This is a genomic window from Paenibacillus sp. Y930 (assembly GCF_056786375.1).
Genome location: NZ_JBXCIX010000005.1, coordinates 180,783 through 205,866 on the forward strand (window position 1 = coordinate 180,783; position 25,084 = coordinate 205,866).

Here is a 25,084-nt window from a genome sequence, read left to right on the forward strand (position 1 = left end):
AACTATGAGTTATTTAACATCAATCATATACATGACCATGACAAGATGACCAGCAACTTCATAATTCATCATAAACGTGTAAATACCCTTGTCTTCATTAGAAAGATCCAGTATGAACTTATCCGGATTTGCTGCCCACTCATTAACATCAAATATCGTTTCATTAAACGTTGCATTGTTGCGAACGCCTGCTGCAGTAGGGATAACATAGTTACCATCGATATCTTTAACGATATTCGCTACTTCAACGACTGGTCCTTGTAAACTACCCATTACAATGAATTGAGGATCCGCAATCAAGTTCTCCAATTTTGTTAAGCCTTGCAATGGTGAGAAGTCAGCTACTTCATTACCTGCAATATCAAGGGTCACTAGATTTTTCGCATATTGTAAACCATCAAGTGATCTAACTCTTCTGGAGTCACCTGTTAGCGTCGTAAGGTTGTACATATCTCCAAGTGTGATCTCACCACTTATAGCTAAAGTCTTCTTAATCGCTTCATTTAAATACTTGTCGCTTATCGTAATGACTTGAGTTAAGTCTAATAGTGTTAATTCCTCTGTAGCTTTCTGCAAGGCTACTAATGCTGCATCAATTTCAGTTTGAGTAGCATCTTCATTAGCTAGTACTTCTTCTGCTCTCATCAAGCTAATTTGTAATGCTGCAATGCTTTCAGAAGTATAACCATCTAGTGAAATAACTTTAGTCTCTTCGATTGCCGTAACTAGATCGCTTGTATATAGTCGATCTCCATTGGCAAAGTGGAATTTCGCATCCCCCCATACTGCATGGTCAGATCCGTTACCATTTCCTCCGTCCGTTACGACTAGCTTAAGCTCTTGCGCTCCGCTAAGATCAACTTCAAGCTGTTGCTCTGCGTCTCTTGAATTCATTAATCCACTATCAAATTTCTTCTCTCCATCTACATATACTTCAAAAGAAACTGAACCTACAGTATTATACATTTGTCGATCTACACCTACAAATGAAGTGAAGTAGTTAACATCTTTATCCGTTAGATTATATACAATCGTGGACGTTGAATGTGCACCAATACCTTTAGCATACGTAACTTCGGCGTTGTTTTCATCCGTTAATCGTAATGCTTTACCACTTATTGCAATATCTTTCTTAGGTGCAGTATAGCTATTTTGTGTAGACTTCCAATTATAATCAGATACATACTTGAAGTCTTCCATATTAACAACGGCAATAATTCTTGTTTTTGTAGTCGTGTTGTCATCTTTATCGGTAACAGTGTACGTGATTGGGTATTGTCCCGCACGATTGAAGTTTACTTCATCTTCACCAGTTACGACGACTTGAGAAGTGATGTTGCCATCTTCAGCATCGATAGCTGAATACTCTGCGCTAACTGATATTGCTTGTCCTACTTTAGTAGAAGTAGACGCACCTATTGTAAGTTCAGGTGTACTATTCAAAATTAAAAACTTAGCACCTGCAAAGTTTCCATGATCAGATGCATTGCCATTACCTGCGTTGTCTACAATTAGTGTTAATTGCTCAACACCTTTAACTGGTATTCTTACAAATTGGGCTTCGGTATTGTATTTCATCAACCCGCTATTATACACTTCTTGACCATCAGCCATAATTTTAAAGATTACACTTGAGTTATTTTGTGCTGCAATATTACGGTCAACGCCAATGATTGTTTCAAAGTACTCGTAGTTCGTATCACCAATGTTATATACAATTTCAGAATTGGCATGTGTTCCTATTCCTTTTGCGAATTCTTTCGTTTCACCATTAACAAGTAATTTTAATGTGGCGTTAGTACTTGATTTATCTTTTCTTACGACATTATAATCTGTTCTTGCAGATTCCCACTCCACATCAGTTGCGTATCGACTAGAACTGTACACGACAACCGTTCTGGATTGTGTAATTTTATTTCCATCGCTGTCCGTCACTGTGTATTGTACGTTGTAAGTACCTGTTTTCTCTGAACTGAACCCATTCATTTGTACATCAACTTTTTCGATTAAGTTTCCATCTTCGACATCAAATGCTTCTACGCCGCTTAACATATCGAATTCATCATTTAACTTAACGACTACCATTTCTTCAGCTACCGTTAATGTTGGCATACTAGAATTATTACTGAATTTCGCATCAGCCCAAACCGTATGATCATAATTATTACCATTATTATTAGCATCTGTTGTAACGAGTTTGATTTCTTTCGCTCCTGTAACAGCTACTTTTACATATTCGTGTGCTGTACTTGATAGGAAAACATCACTATCGAATACCTTTTCTCCGTCTACATATATTTCAAATGTAGCTGAAGATGGTCTACCTTTCGCTGCTTGATCGATACCAATATAACTTTCAAAGAAGTCATAACCTCTACCCTCAATATTGTAGACCACTTCAGAATTGGCATGTGCGGCAAGACCTTTAGTATAGGCTACCGGAAGTCCCTGTCTAATAAGTGTAATGATGCCTCCATTAGCGGCTTTATCTTTCTGGAAAGAACCCGAGCCAACTTTGGCTGATTGGGCATTCAGATCAGAAGCATACATATAATTACTCGTAACGGTAACGTTTGTTGTCTTCGTTTCTGTTGCCTGTTCACTCTTTACTTCATATACAACTTTGTAGTTTCCTTTACGTGTAACATTAACATTATTTGATTTCACAACAACTTTACTCGTAATATCATTGCCTTGATAGTTCGTTGCCTTCACATAATTCATAGGATCAAACGGATGATTCAGCTTCAATGTCACTTGATCCTCAACAGATAACGTTGGCATGAATGCCTTAACAGATACTGGTTTAAGCGTATTTAGCTTCTTGTCATAGCCAATAATTGTATAAGTATAATTAATGCTCGGATCTATATTCTGATCAACGAATTGACCCGTACCAGTGAATCCTACAAGCGTATCGTTTCTATAAATCTCATAGCCTAAGAAATCTTCTTTAACGGATTTGTCCATCGTAAAGTTTAATGTATTAGACTTTGCAGTAGCGTTAGCAGTAATACCGACTTTTATCGCTACATCTTTGCTAGTTATACCTGTTCCTTCATAATTAATTAACGTATCATTCAAATACCATAGCTTTTTCGGAGCAGGGTATACAGCTGTCTTCTCTCTCGTTTCTGGATTAACTGTGAATCCATGTCTAGCAAAATAACTACTTAAATCCATTCCAAGCACTTCTGAGGAAAACTCCACTAAATACTGTTGCTTAGAATTATCTCCGTTAGCAAGAGAAACCTTCCGCTCGCGGTACATTCTATTCAGCTCCGTCCAATATCCTGGATGAGCTAATTCTAACTGCCAATATGCTGCAAGTGCTGCAAAATAAGATTGATTGTTCATGACTACTTTATTTTCTTCGATAACGTATTTATAAATTGTACTTTCATACGGAATACGGTTATCTATTGCGATACTGTTATTTATTGAATTAGCATGAACAGACATCAACATAGATAGCATATTATTCGTTATTTCACCATATTCTCGTTCACCAACAGCCAAACGGTGTCCAATCTCATGATTCAATCCCCAACCTGGAGATACTTTGTTAAAGTCAGCTAACATCGTGCCAACCGTTCCGATTTGAATCCCGGTATGGTCACCTGCTGCATACATAGCACCATATGGTTGCATTAATCTAATATTTTCACGAATTAACTTCGGATCATGAAGTTCACTACTACCATCGAAACCATAGAAATCAAACATTGTCTTCATCCAAGCATCATAGCCTGTTATCGTATCCATTGGATTTTTACCTTGCGTTACAAAAGTGTTATAAGCGATTGTAGCTGTTCCAGTAAAGATAACATGATCACTTACCATCTCAACTACATCTATTAATTGACGATCATTAACATTTGGATGTACAGCTTTATCTGCATCTAATCTTTGTTTATAGTCGATTAAGAAAGCCTTAAATTCTTCTGGATCTGTATCTGCTGTCATAAACGGTATTTTCTCTAAACCTTCCAATCGAATGATTGGAGCTTTTCCTTGCTCTTCAGCCGTATAGGGATTAACAATATATACAGTTCCACCTTGAGTTACATCATGGGCATAATAACTATTTTTTGAAAATGTAGGTACCGTAATTGTATTTTTACCTGGACGTAATTGTATTGCTCTTGCCCATACGTTCCAAGCTGCCTCCTGTTGAGTAAAGACTATTGAGGGTAATTTATCGGCAGACTCTACATCTACATAAATGTTAATAGTTTCTCCTGGCATAACTGCAAAGCCAGTCGGCTGATTATTCGTACCAAAATTCACTCTCAAATTTTGTTGTGCGTGTTTTCTCATATCACCACGTTGCTCTGCGGTAATAATTGTACCTTCAAGATCGACTTCACCGTTAACTAGCTTTTTAGCCAATTCTAGTTGATCTCTGAACATAGAGTATAACGGATGTGCTTTCGCTTCTGCCTCTAATGCATTGATCTTGTCTACTTGATTGTATGCTGGAACTACTGCACTCATCGTTCCATCTGTGAAAATACCGCTAAAGGCATCTCTAACTGTATCTTCCTTGTAGAAAGAAAATTCTGCAGCACTTGCCCAATCTTGATTCGCTTTTGTTAATACGAATTTAATACGTTTAAATGCTGTCGGTGCAAATTTTATCTCAACAATATGACCAGTTGATCCCTTATACTCTCCTGTAGATACTAGTGTAAAATCATCGCCATTATCTGTAGCTGAGCTATAGATTTCAAATTTCTGCGCAAATCCTTTTCCTTGAGCACTTGCTTGTCTAGCGGCATAAACGATTCTATCTAATGTTGTCGATTCATTAAGATTGAAAATAATTTCATTAGTAAATATTGCACTGTTGGGCTTGCCAGTTTCCCAATGTGTAGCCATATCTCCATCAATAGCTTTTTGAATTTGTGAGTTCGGATAGTTTCCACCGTTATTAGTAATTGATCCAATATTGGCATTATCCATTTTGTATACTGCATTGTAATCCCTTAGAATATCTTTACCATACAGATCAAATGGAGCTACAGAAGCTAGATTAACGTTGCTCACATTACTTTCTACGACTGCTCTTACTTCATACTTACTTTGCAAATCATTGGCGAATACTGGAGCAGCCCCTACAGAAATATTTAGTAATAGCGCTGCAGTTGTTGCAATTACGATCATTTTGTTCATGTTTCTACCTCCTGAGTGATGATGATCTAATATTTAGCCACGAAAAAAAAACTACCCATAGAGTAGCTTTTTTGCACGCAAAGTCAGACATTTAAGACGTCAAAAATTACGTCGTCTTTATTCAACTTTTAGAAACAAAAAGCATGCTATACTCTTTGGCAACTGGCTGACATAGTTATTAGATAACTTTAGTCCCTGTAGCTTTGCGTCCCTACATTTCTATAGGTTTGCCACTTAATAATACAAACATTAACATAGCATGCCTTCATATTACATGATCATTTGGAATCAATTAAAAGTAGGTATAATAACCTTTTTTTATAAAATTTTATTAATTTCCACTCGATGATCACTTTTTTCTATAACTCAATCCTTATTTTTAAAGAATTTATATTATTTTCTCGATTAATTATTGTAAATAATGAAACTTTTGAACTGTATCGCTATTAACCTTATCCAGCGTTAAAAAAGCGGCAATCACTCCCCGATTGAATAACGAGAAGCGATCACCGCTTTGGAATACTTTTAGTTGGATTGTTGAATAAGTAATCTATAGATCATCGTTGCAGCTTCTACTTTAGTAGCTAGTCCGCTTGGATCATAGTTTCCATTAGTTTTTCCAAGGATAATACCAGACTGCTGCAATGTCTTAACCGCCGTTACCGCATAATTGCTAATTAATTGTTGATCTTTAAAGGTAACCAGTTCTACTTTGCCTGGTTTTGCATTCAACACAGTCATAACGCGTTGCAAAATGACAGCCGTATCTTCACGTCTAATAAGGTCATTTACCCCAAATTCAGCATTGCCATTACCATTAATAATTTGCAGTTTTTCCGCACTTGCTACTGCATTAGCATAGGTCGCATCCTTCTCCACATCAGTAAATGAGCTTACCGCTGTTCCATCTAGAAGACCCAATGTATTCATAACAAGCTCGATAAATTGTGCGCGTGTCATCTTGTTACTTGTATCTTCAGTATTTTCCACTATACCTACAATTACATCTCCGCTTTTTGTAATCGTATAGTTAAGAACTTCACCACTCCAGAAATAAAGTGTTAGTTTTACTGCGCCATCATTAACTTCTTGGAAAAAGTTCTCCTTAAGTATAATTTTGTTAGTGTCATACGAAGGTGCGAACGTGTAAGCAAATTCTTTGAATGACGTCCAGTTTTGTGGACCTGCAAAACTACCATCCGCATAAATAGCTTCCATCGTAGCAAGATTATCTCCGTTAAATGTCGTTGGAATTGCAAAATCGGTTGCTGTACCTACAATATTTTGGAGGACTGGCGTATTGTATGTAATAACATCGAAGTTCCAGCTCTTACCTTTATCAAAAGTAGCAGTTAATATCGCCTTAATCCCTAGTTTCTCTGATGCTGTTAAGCTTTCAAGCAAGCTTGCTTTCACAGTCAATGCTTCGCCAGCAAGGACATAATCTTCACCTGCAGTTAATTCCTCGCCAGCTAATTCAAGTGCAACGAATTTATTTCCGTTCAAATTAAGCGATTTCGTTACATCAGTAACTTCTTTACCTTGCTCTACATAGATGAAGTTAGATTCAGCTGTTGCTGAACGAATTGCCCAGCTAGCTTTCATCATTGCAAATAGCTCAGGGTTCGACCATTCAAAAGATTGACGACCAAAATGCTGTCCGTTATCCCATAGCATATGTGTTAATTCTTTTTCATTGGCATAGTGAATCATAAATTCAAAAAACTTAAGCTTTTCACCTTGCTGAATCGTATTCAAGTCAGTGTCGAAGCCCAGCAATCCAAATTCACCAATAATAACTGGAATACCGTTTTTCGTAAATGTATGATGTACACGATCAAATGTACTAATAATATCGTTTTTCGTTTCCTCATTAAATGTAGTGACGCCGGCAATATTTACACTAAACGGCCAAAAGCCGTAATAATGAACGGTAGATATAATATTCGGATCGTCTAGCTTATCAATAAAGCTGTATAGCGCATCTAGCTTATGCTGCTCTGACCCCGTATCTAGCGTTGGTAGGACGAGCGGACGAATATCGTTTTTACCTCCAGATTTCCTGACGATGTCATAGAAGGATGAATTCAGCTCATCAAGATATCCTTGTTTTTCTTCGTCCGTTCCCCAGAAGCGTGGTTCATTAATACTTTCGAACATTAGTTTAGTAGATAGATTTTTGTATCGGTTAGCAAGCTGCGTCCAAATCGCATCATAACGCGCAAGAGAAGCATCGTGATTTTCCTGCATGCCTGATTCTAACCAGATCCATGAATCATGATGAATATTGATCATCACATATAGATTCTCATCAAGCGACCACTGAATCACTTGATCTAAGCGATTAAGGAATTCGGCATCAATGATGTAGTTAGGAGCTTCTTCCATTCTTTGATCAAATGTAACTGGAATTCGAATACTTTTATAGCCTTGATCCGCAATTTGCTCGATGAATTCCTGCGTAACTTTAGGGTTACCCCATGCTGTCTCATCTTTTCCAACGGCATCAAAAGTATTGCCCAAGTTCCATCCAGGTTGCATAGCTTCTGTATAGTCTTTTATATCAATTTTGTCCTCCGTATTTTGAGCTGCAAAGCTAACAGTTGGTAACAACAACGCTAATAACAAAACCGTAGAAAATAATAATCTCTTGAAGTACTTCACATTAAAACCTCCCTTAGTTTCGCTTTACCAACATAAAATCACGCTCGAAAATGATATTTTGTTTATTTTGCAGCTGTACATTTCAATGTTGGTAACGCTTTCAAACGACTATACCATAACCAGTATTTGGGTGTACACCTCTGAAATTGGTGCTAATTTCATATAATAACTAGTGATCTATTGGTGTGTATAATTTCCAAACAATAGAAGCATCTTAATAGTATAGATTTTTCTAAATACTAATTTATCAGGATGTGTTCAGATGAGATTCGATAACTTTACATCTCCCCTTACAAATAGTGACAATTATGATATTGCACAAACGTCTGAACCTATAGTTACAACCATTTTTCGCTCCATAGCAGACAATATTAACTACCTTGAGAATTTTTTTCTGAAATCACAGGATCTCAAAAATCGTCGTTTCGTATTTAATAACAAACAATGTATTGCCTTTTATTTTGAAACGCTTGTCGATCAAGATAAGCTGCAACAAAATTTTTTTCTATCACTTTCTGATTTTACTAGCAAATTTAACGAAGCTAACTATCCCTTTCGCAACCTGCCTAACACAACAAACTTTGATGAAGTCACGCAAAAACTGCTTGAAGGATTTTCGGCGATCTATATCGATGGCGAGCAACATGTATTTTTCGTGGAAACCGCTGCAAGTTTCGTTAGAAGCACGAACGAGCCGAATAATGAAAAGGTTGTTAGAGGCTCCCATCAAGGGTTTGTAGAAAATCTAACGGTCAATTTGAATCTACTAAGACATAGAATTATTGACCGTAGCTTGTATATTCAATACATGACGATCGGTGATAAAACAAATACAAAAGTAGCTATAGCCTATATGAAAGGACTTGCTGACGAACAGATTGTAGAAACTGCACTAACAAGGTTACAAAACATTTCTACTGACATGGTCTTTAGTACGGATTTATTGGAAGAGTATATCGAAGATTCAACTGCCTCCCCATTTCCGCAAATGCAGAATACAGAACGACCAGATCGTGTGGAGGCTAATATAATAGAGGGAAAAATTGCAATCTTTGCCGAAGGTTCTCCAACCGTGCTACTAATTCCGTCCACTTTCTTTACGTTCTATCAGTCACCAGATGATTATAATAGCCGTGTCTATGTCGGAAGCTTCATTCGTATGATTCGACTATTCAGCTTTGGTATTGCTGTAACATTGCCAGCTATTTATATCGCAGTTATTGGCTTTCATTTTGGAGTGATGCCACATTTGCTTGCGATTACCGTTAAAAGCTCGATTGATAGTATTCCTTATCCACCTTTAGTTGAAGCGTTTATTATGGAATTGACAATTGAACTCATTAGAGAGGCCGGTATTCGACTACCTTCTGCTATTGGCATGACGATTAGTATCGTGGGCGGACTCGTTATCGGTGATGCCATTGTGAAGGCAGGACTAGTATCGAATACGATGATTGTTATCGTTGCGATGACTGCGATTGCCTGCTATGTCGTGCCTTCAAGTGAGATGAGCTCCGCAGTTCGCTTATTAAGATTTCCAATGATGATTGCTGCCTCAATTTTGGGATTTGTTGGCATTGTATTTGGTCTGATGGTTCTTTTCATACACCTATGCAAATTAGAATCATTCGGTACTCCTTACTTTTCACCTATAGCTCCATTTCGTTGGCATCAGTTAAAGGATTCACTACTTAGATTGCCTGTACGGTGGAGCAAAAATAAAAATATTAACCGATACACCAAAAAATGAAGAAATAATTCGTATCGAGGAGCCATTTCCCAATGATCAAATCAGAAAACAAAATTTCCCAATTTCAACTTTTTTTTATTATTATTCAAGCTCAAATTGGTATTGGCATTATTTATTTACCTTATGAGGTGAATAAAATTTCAGGCAGCGATGCGTGGATTTCCGTATTTGCTGCCGGTGTTTTTGTACAAATCGGTATTTTAATTATTTGGCTATTATGTCGTCGATATCCAGGGCAAACGATCTTCGAGTTTATGAATATTATTGTTGGTAGACCAATCGGATTTTTATTGAAAATGGGCTATATTAGTTACTTTTTTGTGACAGCTATATTAATGGTATTGCAATTTGGAGAGAAAGTGAATACATGGATGCTCCCTCGCACTCCGATATGGGTGATATCTTTTCTACTTATAGCGATTAGTATTTTATGCGTTAAAGAAAACTTAAAGGTAATGGCTCGTTTTATGGTCTTAGAGGCATTATTGCTGATCGTTTTACTTGCATTTACATTCCTTATACTAAGGGATCTTCACATTTTATACGTTTTACCAATAGGAGAGAGTGGTTTTTATAATATGTTAAGAGGGGCATCGCAAGGCTCATTTTCTTATCAAGGGTTTGAATCACTACTCGTCATACTACCGTACTGCTTAGGAAAAGGGGTAGGGAAATTGAAAGTCGCTTTATCCGCTAATGGATTCACCACAATCTTCTATACCTATCTCACCTTTATCACCATCACCTATTTCGGAACTTCAGCACTACGATTCATCCCTGAGCCTATACTCTACATTATGAAATTCAAATATTTGAATATTATTGATAGAGTAGATCTTATATTTTTCTCTATTTGGATTGTAACTGTTGCCACTTCATTAATGATGTATCTTTATTTAACTTCAGTCGGAATAACTCATTTGTTCGGCAAAACGAAGCGTACTCCTTTCGTATATTGTATAGGAGCTTTAACGTTTATTGTTGTATTATTTATACCAATAAACGGTCGAGTTATTCATATAGTGGGCTATACCGCCAATCTATATAGTATTATATTCACCTTTGTATTGCCTGCTATTCTATTGATCGTGTCACTTATTCGTCGTCAAAAAGTACGGGAGGATATCCCATCATGAATATATCGAGAAAGTCCCTTCTCCTTCTAGTATGCTGTTGTATTGTGTTGTTAACTGGCTGCTGGGATCAAAAATTACTTAGTGAGGCCAAGCTAGTCATGGTCTCGGGATTCGATGTCACTAAGGAAGGAAAGCTATTAGGGACAATCGTTATTCCTAAATTCAGTTCTAGCGAAGGAGCAGCCAAAGTAGCAGAAAGTCAAATTGTATCAGGGGAAGGTGATACGACGATGGATATTGGGAAGGCGCTTAATCTTAAAATTGCCGGACAATTCGATTCCTCGAAAATGATCGTTCTATTGTTCGGTGAGGATTATGCAAAGCAGGATATTCAGCCTGGACTTGATGTGTTTTATCGCGATCCAACACGTTCGCTCGTTGATAATGCTGCTGTTGTAAAAGGACGAGCTAATGAGCTACTTAATATTAAGCTCAATGAGGCCGGAGGCATGAGCCAATATCTCGATACCTTATTTGAAATTGCTCAGCATGATAACATCATTCCACGTCAAACGAGACCTATGTTTTCCGATTTTTCCGATCCATCAACTGATCTTGTATTGCCCTTCATCGAAGCAAAGGAAAATGAAGCAGAAATAATCGGGATAGCTTTATTCAACGGCTCTAAGTATACGGGTAAGCATTTAAATATTGATGAATCCATGATCTTTATGTTGTTGAATGACCATTTAAATAACAACTCGGAAATTAAAGTGAAGATCCACGAAAACGAAGTTCCAGAAAGTAAAAATTATATTTATATTAATGCATCGAAATTAAAGCGTAAATTAAAGGTGATCGGGCAGGATGCGAATCATATTTCGGCACATATTCATCTAGATTTGAAAGTAGAAGTGTTGGAGTATCCGGAAAACTATCTAGACTCGTCTCAAAAAATTCGAGATATAGAAAAAATTATTTCTGAAAAACTAACAGAGGAAGCCAATGTCGTTATTAAGAAGCTACAAGAAGCAAATTCCGATGGACTCTCTATTGGTAGACGATTAATTGCTTTCCATCATGCTACATGGGAACAAATCGATTGGAATGAAACATATTCAACGATTGATTTTGACGCTCAAGTGAACACGAAAATTATAAATCATGGTATTTTCAATTAAACATAACGATCGTCGGAGCATGTAAACAATGATCTGCAGTAGGAAAACATTTGATCAACTGCCTTGTTCAACGATGAATAGAATATAGCCTCAGTTATTCAATCGTTGAACAGCAGTCTATTTTATTTATAACTCTATGCAGCATAAAAGCATTTATATCGTTATCGCATTAACGGTATACTTCAAAAAAACGATCCCATCTCAATTACTCGAAACTCTTTATGATCGCCATTGCATCTTCATGATCAGGCTCAAGCTCAAGTAATTTTTTCGTATACTCTAAACCTTCTTCAATTAATTCCATTTCGAAGCAACAAACAGCTAACCCATAATATACGGTGGAGACAATCTCTGCTTCATCTGAATGAACCGATATCTCCAAGAAGTATTTGGACTGTTCGTACATGTCCATCTCAAATAGTATTAATCCCGCATCGAGTGCTAAGTCATAACGCTGTTCCATCACATAGTACGAAGACCACATGATTTGTATCCCACTTGCAAGATCAGCTAATTCTTCATCGTTAGCGTCTGGCAATAAACTAGAAATCTGCCTAGCACTTTGGATAAAAAATTCCGCATCATATCCACCCAAGCGCCAAAAGCTTAAAATTTGCTGTATGCCCATCGTATCAATTCGGCGATCTACCCATTCTTTCAAGCTGAAAAATTCTTCTGGGCCAAACCGTTCGACAAATCTGCGATACGCTAATCTTGTATTCGTATAGCTCATTGGCTCGTCCACATGCATAATACAACCAACATTTAGATTTTTATAATGATGTGGAGGGAATAACACCATCGCTCCACTTTCTTCATAGGCTTGTACAAAGGCATGATAATTAGCTGTAAATGAAAATGCTCCATGGAGAACCAACTCTGGCGGTTCTGCAAACTTAAAGCTATCTAATAGATGATCTCCCTTGTCTGCAGTTATCAATACAAATCCAGACTGAGTTAGCTGGTTCAGACGTTCTATACACTTCAAACCAGATGAAGGCCATAGGATATGAGAATCTTCTAATTGCTCCTGATATGTGGCAATGACATTACGATATGGGAAGTCTTCTTGTTCGTACTCCGGAGTGAGACGATACTCATAACGTAGAGATAGTTGATCTAATACTTCTGATGGTTTAAGTGAATCCGCCTGCTCGGGATAATCAACAAATACATCTGCTTCGTAAATATGACCCTCGCCAACATAGAGAAGCTCTTGTGGAATACCATCGAAAAAGTAATTGGCAACAATAATTAATGGTTGTTGTAGTTCTCCGCCACTGATCGTACGATTAGAAGCAACAAGATGCAGTTCAGTATCATTAACCGCATCAAATTTTGCGAAGTCAACAATACCTTCCGCAATGAAATCTTGCAGCGCAGGATGTTCCTTCCATGCGATAACATTGTTCATCGCCAAATCTGTCATAATATAACAGAATGGCGGTGATGGAATTGCCGCATAGTCTCTCAACTTACATAACTCTACTAGTACATGATAAGCAAGACGACCAGCTCCGGCACCTAATTCTACGATCATAACAGGCTCAGTATTGTTTCCTTTATTCGCCTGATCCTGAAGTAAGCCAAAGATCATCTCGGCATAAGTGGTTGCAATCATCGGATTGCTCGTTATATATTGAGGAACTTGGTCATTATTCCAAGCTTTAAGCCCTTCTTCTTCATAGTAACTGCGGTTAAGCCCCCATATTGGCGCTTCACTAAAACGGTAACGCTGCTGCTGTTTATCTGTCATTCCACGATTTCCTGCTCTCTACCAGTTATTTATTACATGCAATCTACATTCATTTACTTTACTATAATTATAGCCTTTTTTACACACAATCATTAATACGATTGCAATAAAAAAAACCGCTTGCGCTAGCTGATGCTGTATTAGCTTCAACTTTTGCAAACGATCTTCTTCATGTCAGACTAGGACATTTATTTTTCTGCAAAGAAACCTTCATATATATTCATAAGCTCGTCCGCTTTATCGGAAATAACCATGATTACATAGTTACCTTTTGTAACAAGTTTATAGTTTTTCGCATTTTCATATTGGTCGGGAAGATACGTTTCAAATTGCTTTTGTATTGCTTCGGCTCTCGCTTTCAAAGCTGCTTCGATTTCAGCAATATCTTTTGTATCTTTTACTTTCAAAATAGCAATTTCATTGGTCTTTACATTCATCATTGGTACTCTGATCGCATAATCTTCAAACTTATCGGCATCTACATTGTATAATGCTTTCACTTCTTCAGCAGACAATTCCATTAGTTGTGGTTGTTCAACTTCCTGAAACATTTGATCTGCCATTTCTTTCGCAGTCAGCGTAGGTTCTACTGTAGCTGACTTTCCCCCTGAACAAGCTGTTACAACGATACTTACTATCGCAACTAACATAATTAACATCATTTTTTTATTCATTTTCTGCACTCCTTCAACTTTTTGTAGCTTCCTGATGAACTTACTTATAAGCAAAAAGTAGCTTAGAAAGCATAAACTTTTTTTGCACTTATAATTACTAGACGTAAATAATCTGTTAATGTTACAGAAAATCGTATATGGATATATTTACACTTTCTGTTGGTATGGTTGTTATGCAGACAGAATTGTAATATTGAACGGAATGGGGACCGCTTTTTGCCGGACTATTTCTATCGATTATCCCCCCTAAAAATAACCTTTATCTCGTTCGCGGAGATGAGGGTTATTTTGCATGGACACAAATTTGTTACATACGAAGCCATTCGTCACAGATCGTTATTTTTTGCTGTGATTCAAATCACAATGCAGCTTCATCCTGTTGCTTATACTTGTTATAGAGCATCACTAAAGTCTAAATATAAAGGAGCTTGGATATGTTAAGTGAAAATACAATTAAAATAATCAAATCGACGGTTCCCGTGCTTGAAACGTATGGTACTGAAATTACAAAACGTTTTTATGAAAGATTATTTACTAACCATCCAGAACTTCTTAATGTGTTCAATCATGTTAATCAGAAGCAAGGAAAACAACAAAAAGCACTAGCTAATGCGGTCTATGCGGCTGCAGTTCATATTGATCAACTAGAAAACATACTACCCGTTGTGAAGCAAATTGCTCATAAACATAGAAGCCTCGGCATTAAACCTGAGCAATATCCAATTGTCGGAGAAAATCTACTTGCCGCTATTAAAGAAGTGCTTGGTGATGCAGCAACAGTTGAAATATTAGATGCATGGGCAGAAGCTTATGGTCTTATTGCAGATGTGTTCATTAGTGTAGAAAAGGAAATGTATGCGCAAGCGGAGCAGCAAGCAGGGGGCTGGGAAGGCTTCCGTGCCTTCAAGGTAGATCGGAAAGTTCAAGAGAGTGATGTCATTACTTCATTCTATCTCGTGCCAGAGGACGGAGCAGCTATCGCAAGCTTCCAGCCTGGACAATATGTAAGTATTAAGGCTGCAATACCAGGAGAAAACAATACACATATTCGTCAATACAGTCTATCTGACTCTGCGAATAAACCATATTATAGAATTTCGGTAAAACGAGAAGATTCACGCGATCATATTGCTGCCGGAGTAGTTTCTTGCTACTTGCATGAACATATTCAAGTGGGAGATACATTGTCACTATCAGCACCAGCAGGTGACTTTATTCTAGACAGCAGTAGTGAACGTCCACTTGTGTTGATTAGCGGCGGTGTTGGCTTAACGCCAATGATTAGCATGCTGAATACAATAGCAACATCACAGTCGTCACGCCAAGTGACATTTATTCACGCTGCATTGAACGGTGCATTACATGCAATGGGTAATGATGTCAAACAATTAGCAGCTCAAAACTCTAATATCTCATCATATTTCTGTTATGAGCAGCCGACAGATGCTGATCGTGCGATGAAAGTATTTGATAAGGAAGGTTATATTGATGTAGAGTGGTTGAAATCCGTTATTCCTTCTACAGAAGCGATCTTCTATTTCTGCGGACCATTGCCATTTATGAAAGCAATGAATAAAGCACTACAAACGCTCGGTGTGCCAAGCTCATCGATTCATTTCGAATTCTTCGGTCCAGCAGGTGACTTAGAGGAAGTAAAAGAGTCTGTGCCTGCTGCTCAGCTATAAGAGGTAGTGTTGAATACGTACGATAATATTCACTATTGCGATTGGGCTCGTAGTAATCGGTTGACCGTTTCACGACGAAGACCAATTAATTGTCCAATTTCATCCTGTGTTAAAATATCAGTTAATGCTGCGGGAGCAATATAGGCTTCAAACCATTCCTGCAGCTTACTGAGCTTATCAGCAGGAGTTACTTGAGTTAATTGATCGATGCGTTGCTGCATCATCCGCAGCTTGCTTTGTAATAACATCGCGATTTCCATACATTTCTCGGGGTTATTCGTTAGTGTAGCGTACCATTCCTTCGCAGGCAGAAGCTCAATTTCACAAGGAATAAGTGCTATTGCCGTGCCGTGATAAATATTCGGCGAAACGAGTGAATGATGAGGAATAACTTCGCCTGCCACAACAATATTAACGAGCACGAAATTACCATTCTCATGAACGCGAACGATTTTCAGTAGCCCGCTTTTAAGATGATATAGCGGTCCCGATTCACCTTGATGAAATAATATTTCTCCTTTATGTAAATGGATGACGATCCTCTCCTTTTCATAGAAATCAGTTATTAGAACGCCGTTCAATGAGTTAAATATATAATAAACAGGCCTGAGATGACAACCTCAAGGCCTGTTTTATGTAAGGAAAGCCAATACAAAAATACGATGTATGAACTTATCGTCATACTTTTATACATCATTGCTGTGAAAGTCCCTTCTATGTTCAATTCTAAGTAAACCACTAGGAAATAACTACATGCTTTATACTAGTCATTTCTACTCATTTAGTCAACATTTTTTTACAGTTTTGTAGATGATCTGTACGATGAACAAAGACCTTCCTGTCATCATATTCTGACGACGTGAAGGTCTTCTTTCACTCTGCATCCACCCAATCAGATTGGGCAATTATTCAGATGAACTTATTTGGTATAATTATCGAAGTATCCTTGAATGTACACCATTGGCGTTCCTTTATCGCCACTACCTGACGTTAGATCAGATAATGAACCAATAAGATCCGTTAATTTACGTGGTGTTGTCCCTTGAGCTTCCATTGCGCCTACTAGGTTGTCATTCTTGTTCGTAATATAGTCAGAAATAGCTGTATTCAGCTCTTCTCCACGCAAATGTGAGAAGTTATTATCTGCCAAATATTTCAGCTTAATTTCGTTTGGTGTTCCATCAAGACCAATGGTATAAGCTGGGGAAACTACCGGATCAGCAAGCTCCCATATTTTTCCTACTGGATCTTTAAACGCACCATCGCCATAAACCATAACTTCAATTAGTTTACCCGTTTGTTCTAAAATTTTTGCTTGAATACCATCTACAATCGGCTGACAGTTATTAGGGAATAATTTCACACTATCCTCTGTTGCTTTATTCGAGCCCAACAGACCGTATGCTTCGTTAAATCCACTTCCGTTAATCGATTGAGACAATATATTATCAAGACCGTATACTTTCTCCGCTCCATTCGCATTCAAGATACGTTTCGTACGGAATCTTGTATGGATGTCGCAAGTTAATACACTCTTTGTATAGTCTAAAATGGTTTTCGGATTGTTGGAGAAGATCACTTCACATGATGCGCCTTCTGCTTCAATCAATGATTTGTAGTAATCTATATAGTCAACGCCAGTAAATGTATGTTTTTTGTATCCGAAATGTTGACGGAATTCAGTTTCTGTTAATACGTCAGTCCATGGATTAATGCCTTTTTCATCAAGCTCGTCTAGATCCACAAGATGGTTACCAACCTCATCAGCTGGATAGCTTAACATTAATACTACTTTTTGTACTCCTTTTGCAATTCCGCTCAAGCAGTTAGCAAAACGGTTACGGCTAAGAATTGGGAAAATAACACCTACGGTATCTTCTCCAAACTTTGCACTAACATCAGCAGCAATCGCGTCAATTGTTGCATAGTTTCCTTGTGCACGAGCAACAATTGATTCAGTAATCGTTACAATATCGCGATCCTCAATAGAAAAACCTTCTACTTTAGAAGCGTTCAACACTGTATCAACCACGATTTGTTCAATATTGTCACCATTATTAATGATCGGTCCACGTAGACCTCTAACGACTGTTCCAACTACTCTTTGCAATGTAATTTCTCCTTTAACGGACTAATTATATCTATGCTAGTCATCATTATACATCTGTATAGATTTACTATACCTCTTCAACATGGTATAAGTAAAATTAATATCTATAATATCTGATATAAGGGGTACTAATATGATTGGCAAATTAGATTTATACCGAATATTTAAGGAAGTTGCACTTAATAAAAGCATCTCAAAAGCTGCCCAAGAATTGTATCTAACACAATCTGCTGTTAGCCAAGCGATTCTCAAGCTCGAAAAAGAGTTAGACATCACCTTGTTTTATCGCACACCGAAGGGCGTAACGTTAACAACGGAAGGAATACTCTTATACGAGCATGTCAATTCCGCGATGAACATCTTAAATACAGCTGAAGAAAAAATGATGGAAGCCAAAAATTTAATAACAGGAGCATTGCATATTGGTGTAGGAGATACGATCTCTCGTTATTATTTATTGCCTTACTTAGAAGAGTTCTACACCAAATACCCAGGAATTAAACTAAAAATCATTAATGGGACGACAACCGAAATTTGTGAATTTATTAAAGAAGGCAAAGCCGATGTAGGCATTTGCAACTTACCGATTCAAGATGCTAAATTCCACTTCATCCCTTGCCAAGAAGTACATGATATTTTTGTATGTGGTGAAAAATATAAGCATTTAACATCGCAACCGATTAGCCTAGATGATCTCATGCATATGCCATTAATTTTTCTCGAAAAAAACTCAAACTCACGTAAATATGTTGAACAATATCTGAAGGAACAGGGACATCTTATTTCACCTGACTTTGAGTTAGGTTCTCATGATTTATTGTTAGAGTTTGCGAAAATTAATCTGGGCATTGCTTGTGTTACGAAAGAGTTTTCGGAGCATTATTTGCACAATGGGATTTTACACGAAATAAAACTTATCGATAGCATCCCAAAACGTAATATAGGAATTTGTTATGCAAAAACATTCCCTGTATCACGTGCCACGAAAAAATTCATCGAGATCATTGATCCAGATCACCTTGTTGAAAATTGACACTAAACAATGAAGAACATATTACTCTTCTTTGAATTGGTTCGAAAATTGTTTCGGTATCGGCGTTTCAAACCTCATAATTTTTCCAGTTGTAGGATGCTCGAAGGCAAGTACACGTGCATGAAGTCCAAGTCGACCGATTGATTTCAACTTAGCACCATACTTTTTGTCACCGACAATAGGATGCCCTAGATCCAGCATATGCACACGGATCTGATTTTTTCGTCCAGTCTCAAGATTCACTTCTAGCAAGGAGAAGTCACGATTTGCTTTCAGCACCTTATAGTGAGTAACAGCATGTAAACCATCACCTACATGTTGACTAGAATACATTTTCAATGTTGACGTTTCTTTCAAATATGAAGAGATCGTTCCTTGTGATTTCTTAACGAACCCTTCAACTAAAGCAACATACGTTCTTTCTTTCATAACATCTGTCCATGCTGTCTGCATCTTCTTCTGAACTTGTTCACTCTTAGCAAACATCATAACTCCTGATGTATCTCGATCAAGACGATGAAGCACGAAAATTCTGCTCTCTGGTGTAGTTACACGAACATGAGCAGTTAATTGACGATATGCCGTTAGTTCACCTTCTTGCTCAGAAGCTACGGAAAGCAAACCAGCGTCTTTATTCACAACGATAAGATCATCGTCTTCATGCACTATACGAAGACCGATCAATTTTGGTGCAGCCGTTATTCTTTCTTTGCTAACCGCGACTATTTGTCCAGCTTTAAGTGGATAGTTGTAGAGCTTCTCTACACGATCATCTATAGAAACTTGTCCACGAGCTAATACAGATTTTATTGAATTACGTCCTTGACCTACTAACTTTTCCAGCAAAAATACAAGTAACTCTGTTTCTTCAGTCACGGTAAATTGTTTGGGTGGAGTCGCATTTCTTAATGTACTTACATGGCGACTAGATGGATTTTTGTTGCTTTTCCCAGGTCCATTTTGTCGATTTGAAGATCTAGGTGCAATTTTCTTATCTTTATTCTGACGATGGGATGGCTTATTATTTTTCATAAATAGTTATGGTCTCCTCAGTTATATCGAAATTTTGGCATCGATGATATTATCCATTATAACCGTTAGAGAATTCATATTCATAGTAGATAGTAATTTCGCTAATAATCCCCCTAGACGAATACACATTTTAATCATTGGTACATAAGATGTATCAGTAAATATTTTAGGGGGAAATCCTATTGCTTATACATGTTGTCAATGCAGGTGAGTCACTTTGGAAGATTGCTAACGATTATTATACGACTGCAAATGCTATTAATCAGTTGAACCAACTACCCAATCCCAATCAATTGCTAATTGGACAATCGTTAGTAATACCTTCACCGTACACCACACACAGGGTGAGAGCAGGAGAAAGTTTATGGTCTATTGCGCATCAATACGGTGTTACTGTTGAAGCTATCGTACAAACGAATCAAATCGCAAATCCTAACTTACTTGAACCAGGTATGTCGCTCATAATTCCACCAATCATACATGTTATACAACCTGGCGAGACATTAATGGCAATCTCTAACCGATATGGTGTGTCTACTCAAGCCATTATGAATGAAAATCATATTGAAAATCCGAACAACATTACTATTGGAATGCATTTAATTATTCCTAGAAAAAAACCTGAGATTGAAGTCAATGCATACACTTATCAATCGAATGAAGCCGCTGTAGATACACTTAATAATATTGGTCATCTCCTTACTTATTTCAGTCCGTTTGCTTACATGATTAAAGAAGACGGATCATTAGAGCCATTTGACGATCAACAAATGGTTGAAGCAGCAATAGCCCACAATATTACACCGATGCTGTCGATTACTAACTTTACCTCAACAGAAGCTGGTTCCAATTTGTCTCATATTGTATTGTCTAGTCCCGAGCTACGCGAAGTACTTATTACTAACGTACTTCAAGTGATGGAAGAAAGAGGTTATACCGTTCTCAATGTAGATTTTGAAAATGTATTGCCCGAAGATCGTGAGAACTACAATCTATTTCTACAATTAGCTGTAGACCGTCTTCATCCCCGAGGATATCTAGTATCGACTGCCCTTGCACCGAAAACGAGTGAACATCAAGCCGGGGTTCTTTATGAAGCTCATGATTACGAGGAACATGGAAGAATTGCTGATTTTGTTATTCTCATGACGTATGAATGGGGATACCGCAAAGGACCTCCACAAGCAATATCGCCGATTAACCAAATGCGAAAAGTTGTTGAATATGCGCTAACTGTAATCCCTGCTGAAAAAATATTTTTGGGGTTCCAAATCTATGCTAGAGATTGGGTTGTTCCACATGTTCAAGGTCAAGAAGCAGAGACCTTTAGCCCCCAGGAAGCTATTCGAAGGGCCGTTCAATATGGAGCTCCCATTCAGTATAATGTGACGACGCAATCTCCTTATTTCCGCTATGTGAATGAACAAGGAATTAGTCATGAGGTATGGTTTGAAGATGCACGAAGCGCGCAAGCTAAGTTTGATATGGTCAAACAATATAATCTTCGTGGCGTCAGTTATTGGGCACTTGGTTTTCCATATCCGCAAAACTGGGTACTGCTGAATGATAATTTTGCGATTAAGAAATTAATGCCATAGGAACAATTAAGATATATTATTAAACGCTCGGTCATCAAACGTTTTTTGTCAGCGTTAAAATAGCTCTTAGCTCGGCAACCGAGCTAAGAGCTATTTCAGATTATAGTTGCTAGCCATTTGTAATTACTCACTAACAGTAGCCTTTTTATTTGTGCAGAAGCCGTAGCCTTCTAGTTACCAACCGATATTTTCCCAGCCTTGCTGACGTTCTTTCCTGAATCTTTGAACCCACTCTTCAGCAACATCATCCGCTAGTTTATCTAGTGACGGCGGCGCTACCACAACGTTGTCTGTTGGAATATCAAGATACTCTAATACGCTCATGACCGTTCCTGCGTACTCTTGAATAAAGTCCTCGTATACAATCGTCAGTGGTACAATTTCTTCTTCGCTGAAAAATTGTTCCATAGCCGCCTCACGAAAAGTAGCTTCCGCAAGTAAATGATTAATCGCATCGAAGTTATATTGATCTGCAATATCATGCTCTTGTGGCTTCTCACCATATTGTCTATGCCATTCGCCAGATACGATTGCGCGCCACCAGGAAACCGCTAATCTTATTTTGTTTCTGCGAGTCATCCATATATGCTTGTTGCTGTTAGGGAAAGCTGTACGCCATACTACAGCCTGCGTAGCTGTTTCAGGTAGTTCATAAAGCTTTCTAAGTCCAGAAATCCACTCCGATGATAAACATGTCTTCATTCCGAATACGCCATTGGAAGTTGAGCCATCTTTCCAAATTGACTCAATATCTTCTTTGGTTATCGTACTTGGATCTCGGGAAGTAATCCATTCCGCAGGGTTTCCTGCTACACCAGTGGATGCAAGAGCAAGATTAAGTAAAGTGCTTCCTGTACGTTGCGAAAACCATATTGTATAACTTAATGTTGGTTTCATAGAACCATCACCTCTTTTAGTTATTTATTTTTAATTTAGACTGTATATACTCTGTTAATTTGTCTACACATTGTTGTAATCCTAACTTCTGCGTATCTAATGTAAGATGTGGGGCAATTGGTGGGTCGTATGGAGCCGATATTCCTGTAAAATTAGGAAGTTTGTCTGCCAGAGCGAGGGCGTACATTCCCTTCGGATCTCGATCTATACAAGTATCTAATGAACACTTCACATATAGTTCCGTATAATCTTCGGGCTTAAAGTGTTGTCTAATCATTGCTCTGCACGCTTCATTAGGCGTAATAAATGGAGCTAACACGTAAATTCCAGCTTCTATGAACATACGCGTTACTTCAGCAGCACGACGAAGGTTTTCCATGCGATCTTCTTCTGAGAATCCAAGATCACGATTAAGTTTATGTCTTATAACATCACCATCGATAATGGCGCATCGTATATTGGAATTAAGTAATTCATGCTGAACATTATTAGCCAATGTAGTTTTGCCCGAGCCAGGCAAACCAGTAAACCAAATAACTCCACCTTTATGTGCATTCATGTTTTCTATCATGTTTCTTTGGATAGTGTTTCCCTCCTCTTGCTAAGGACAATGACAATATTCAGTGCTGTTAATGCCATTATAGCTAGAGGAACACTAGATAAATATGTAAGAAACAACTCTTACCTATTCTTTACACAAAAAGACACATCAGAAATTAATCTAATGTGTCTTCTATAAAAACTATATCGACTTCTTATACACTATTTTCTTAATGCTCTCGCAAGAAAGAAAATATTGATTAGAAAGTTCATGTATGTTGGCACCTTGTAAGAAACTTTCACGAATTTGATCATTTCTTTGTGTTATATATGTTCTGTGTCCTGAATTCACACCCCAACCTGTTCGTATTCCTTTAGGTTTAGGTATATAAATCATGCCACCATTAATATATTTTTGAACTTCCTTTAATAATTCTTCTGGTAAGACAATGTCTGCATTAATATATTTCATAATTACTCTACCCCTTAAATGATAAGAATTTTAAGGTAGCAAAGTCACATTATAAACATATTTGGCCATCAAAGGCTTAAGGCGGTACTAACATGATTCGCTCTATACAAACAACCGCCGTTGTTTATAGTGTAGACTTTGCATAGAGCGTGTTCTCTGAAACATCTTTATTCACATACATAATAGGACCCTCCTTCGGATAATTAATAATTTAACCAATATAGGTAATAATATATAATCTATTCCCAATTAATTCAAGACTTAATATTTAATCAATCTGTTCATTACATCAAGTGTTTATTTATTGTTATAGCTCTCGAGCAGAGCTTCGATGGATACCCCATTGATTGTCAGTCCTGTAATGTCACAATCTTTAATATCTACGTTTGAAAGATTACAGTTGCGGAAAGTAGTCCCGGTTAATTCTACGTTTTCAAATCTATTGCTTTTTCCTTCCAAAGCAATATCGTGGAAATAAGCGCCGCCCATCGCACATTTACCAATTTCAATATCCCAAAGTCCAACTTCTTCGAACTTAGCAAGATGCATGTTGATATCATTGAAATATGTCTTACTCATATTGACATTATTGAATTTAGCCCCCTCTAGATTAATATTGTAAAATCTTGTTTTGTACATATCGATGTCGTCAAAATCACTTTCTCCCATAGTAATGCGACGAAATTGAGTTTCTATCATTCGTTCATCTTCAAATACCTTCTTCTTAAACTGTTCATTCAATTTGTTCTCGTTGAGATTTTCGTTGACCATACGTAACATCTCCTTTTTTAATAACTTTCTTGATCTGCGGAGTCTGCTCTCTACTGCCTCGACTGATATACTAAGGAAATCACTAATTTCCCTAATCTTATAATCATCAATGTAGTAAAGAATCGTGACAGTACGATTTGCTTCTGATAGCGTATTAAGAGCTTCCCAAACCTCACTTTGAAGTTCTTTCCTTAGCAGTTTATCTTCAGTAGTTTCTAGTTGCGGAGTATCTAGTTGATCCACCAATTCATACACGACCTTACTTTTGCTCGATCTAAACCAATCCAAGCACTCTCTCGTAGTCACCGCATATAACCAACTACCAAGTTTTCCAGGTTCCTTTACGTTCGATAATCTCCTATAGGTCTTTAGAAACACTTCTTGCGCAATATCTTCTGCTGCGTGGAAATTGCCCAATTTGCCGTAGGCTACCCCGTAAACGGCATTAGCATATTTGCTAATAAGTTCACTGAATGCATCAGTATCACCATTGCGCACCCTATCTATCAGCTCTGCATCGATACCAGCCACTTTCATCCTCCTCATATCAATCTCAATACATTAGACGGAAGAACAGATGAGAAACCGTCCTCATGTAGAATTTTTTTTACTATTGCGCTGAGAATACGGAATCTACTCCATTAGAATCTTTGACTTATATGTGATTCAA

General features: G+C 37.6%; 17 protein-coding genes and 1 riboswitch. Of the genes, 6 read left to right on the forward strand and 11 right to left on the reverse strand.

What is annotated here, in order from left to right; genetic code table 11:
* Positions 1-9: 9 nt before the first annotated feature.
* Together AC1TO5_RS15870 and AC1TO5_RS15875 are read right to left on the reverse strand one after the other, a co-directional pair.
* On the reverse strand, positions 10-5,175 hold the full coding sequence (locus AC1TO5_RS15870; RefSeq protein ID WP_482063807.1) for an NPCBM/NEW2 domain-containing protein: 5,166 nt from the start codon (positions 5,173-5,175) through the stop codon (positions 10-12).
* A 154-nt stretch (positions 5,176-5,329) separates the two neighbouring features.
* A riboswitch (cyclic di-GMP riboswitch) is annotated at positions 5,330-5,417 on the reverse strand.
* 283 nt (positions 5,418-5,700) lie between these two features.
* On the reverse strand, positions 5,701-7,839 hold the full coding sequence (locus tag AC1TO5_RS15875) for a cellulase family glycosylhydrolase (RefSeq protein ID WP_482063808.1): 2,139 nt from the start codon (positions 7,837-7,839) through the stop codon (positions 5,701-5,703).
* 262 nt (positions 7,840-8,101) lie between these two features.
* On the opposite strand from AC1TO5_RS15875, the gene AC1TO5_RS15880 reads away from it, so the two are divergent.
* Genes AC1TO5_RS15880 through AC1TO5_RS15890 form a run of 3 tightly spaced genes read left to right on the forward strand, consistent with a single transcriptional unit; the run spans position 8,102 to position 11,846 of the window.
* The gene (locus AC1TO5_RS15880) at positions 8,102-9,589 is read left to right on the forward strand and encodes a spore germination protein (protein WP_482063809.1); all 1,488 of its coding nucleotides are present in this window, start codon (positions 8,102-8,104) and stop codon (positions 9,587-9,589) included.
* Between the two features lie 32 nt (positions 9,590-9,621).
* A complete protein-coding gene (locus tag AC1TO5_RS15885; RefSeq protein ID WP_482063810.1) occupies positions 9,622-10,725 on the forward strand; it encodes a GerAB/ArcD/ProY family transporter in 1,104 nt (367 codons plus the stop codon).
* Positions 10,722-11,846, forward strand: coding sequence for a Ger(x)C family spore germination protein (locus AC1TO5_RS15890; RefSeq protein ID WP_482063811.1), 1,125 nt, complete (start codon positions 10,722-10,724; stop codon positions 11,844-11,846). Before AC1TO5_RS15885 ends, AC1TO5_RS15890 begins: the two co-directional genes overlap by 4 nt.
* A 205-nt stretch (positions 11,847-12,051) precedes the next feature.
* Here AC1TO5_RS15890 and AC1TO5_RS15895 read toward each other — a convergent pair whose 3' ends face one another.
* Both AC1TO5_RS15895 and AC1TO5_RS15900 read right to left on the reverse strand, forming a co-directional pair.
* Positions 12,052-13,602, reverse strand: coding sequence for a tetratricopeptide repeat protein (locus AC1TO5_RS15895; RefSeq protein WP_482063812.1), 1,551 nt, complete (start codon positions 13,600-13,602; stop codon positions 12,052-12,054).
* A 188-nt stretch (positions 13,603-13,790) separates the two neighbouring features.
* Positions 13,791-14,276 carry a DUF4358 domain-containing protein gene (locus AC1TO5_RS15900; protein WP_482063813.1) on the reverse strand — a complete coding sequence of 162 codons (486 nt, stop codon included), beginning with the start codon at positions 14,274-14,276 and terminating at the stop codon, positions 13,791-13,793.
* 434 nt (positions 14,277-14,710) lie between these two features.
* On the opposite strand from AC1TO5_RS15900, the gene hmpA reads away from it, so the two are divergent.
* On the forward strand, positions 14,711-15,961 hold the full coding sequence (hmpA, locus tag AC1TO5_RS15905) for an NO-inducible flavohemoprotein (protein ID WP_482063814.1): 1,251 nt from the start codon (positions 14,711-14,713) through the stop codon (positions 15,959-15,961).
* Positions 15,962-15,993: 32 nt separating this feature from the next.
* On the opposite strand, the gene AC1TO5_RS15910 is transcribed toward hmpA, so the two are convergent.
* Positions 15,994-16,494: a Crp/Fnr family transcriptional regulator gene (locus AC1TO5_RS15910; protein ID WP_482063976.1), complete on the reverse strand. Its 501-nt coding sequence runs from the start codon at positions 16,492-16,494 to the stop codon at positions 15,994-15,996.
* Positions 16,495-16,880: 386 nt separating this feature from the next.
* Positions 16,881-18,071 carry a coenzyme F420-0:L-glutamate ligase gene (locus AC1TO5_RS15915; protein WP_482063815.1) on the reverse strand — a complete coding sequence of 397 codons (1,191 nt, stop codon included), beginning with the start codon at positions 18,069-18,071 and terminating at the stop codon, positions 16,881-16,883.
* 133 nt (positions 18,072-18,204) lie between these two features.
* Between AC1TO5_RS15915 and AC1TO5_RS15920 the strand changes: the two genes are divergently transcribed.
* Positions 18,205-19,104, forward strand: a complete 900-nt coding sequence (locus AC1TO5_RS15920) for a LysR family transcriptional regulator (RefSeq protein WP_482063816.1) — start codon at positions 18,205-18,207, stop codon at positions 19,102-19,104.
* A gap of 21 nt (positions 19,105-19,125) precedes the next feature.
* On the opposite strand, the gene AC1TO5_RS15925 is transcribed toward AC1TO5_RS15920, so the two are convergent.
* Entirely contained in the window at positions 19,126-20,136 is a 1,011-nt protein-coding gene (locus AC1TO5_RS15925; RefSeq protein ID WP_482063817.1) for an RluA family pseudouridine synthase, read from the reverse strand.
* 182 nt (positions 20,137-20,318) lie between these two features.
* Here AC1TO5_RS15925 and AC1TO5_RS15930 point away from each other — a divergent pair, with 182 nt between their 5' ends.
* A complete protein-coding gene (locus AC1TO5_RS15930) occupies positions 20,319-21,734 on the forward strand; it encodes a glycoside hydrolase family 18 protein (protein ID WP_482063818.1) in 1,416 nt (471 codons plus the stop codon).
* Between the two features lie 174 nt (positions 21,735-21,908).
* Here AC1TO5_RS15930 and AC1TO5_RS15935 read toward each other — a convergent pair whose 3' ends face one another.
* From AC1TO5_RS15935 to AC1TO5_RS15950, 4 genes are all read right to left on the reverse strand, one after another.
* On the reverse strand, positions 21,909-22,631 hold the full coding sequence (locus AC1TO5_RS15935; protein ID WP_482063819.1) for a Stf0 family sulfotransferase: 723 nt from the start codon (positions 22,629-22,631) through the stop codon (positions 21,909-21,911).
* Between the two features lie 16 nt (positions 22,632-22,647).
* Positions 22,648-23,214, reverse strand: a complete 567-nt coding sequence (gene cysC / locus AC1TO5_RS15940; protein WP_482063977.1) for an adenylyl-sulfate kinase — start codon at positions 23,212-23,214, stop codon at positions 22,648-22,650.
* 159 nt (positions 23,215-23,373) lie between these two features.
* A complete protein-coding gene (locus AC1TO5_RS15945; protein ID WP_482063820.1) occupies positions 23,374-23,643 on the reverse strand; it encodes a CD3324 family protein in 270 nt (89 codons plus the stop codon).
* A 297-nt stretch (positions 23,644-23,940) separates the two neighbouring features.
* Entirely contained in the window at positions 23,941-24,945 is a 1,005-nt protein-coding gene (locus AC1TO5_RS15950; RefSeq protein ID WP_482063821.1) for a sigma-70 family RNA polymerase sigma factor, read from the reverse strand.
* Between the last annotated feature and the right edge of the window lie 139 nt (positions 24,946-25,084).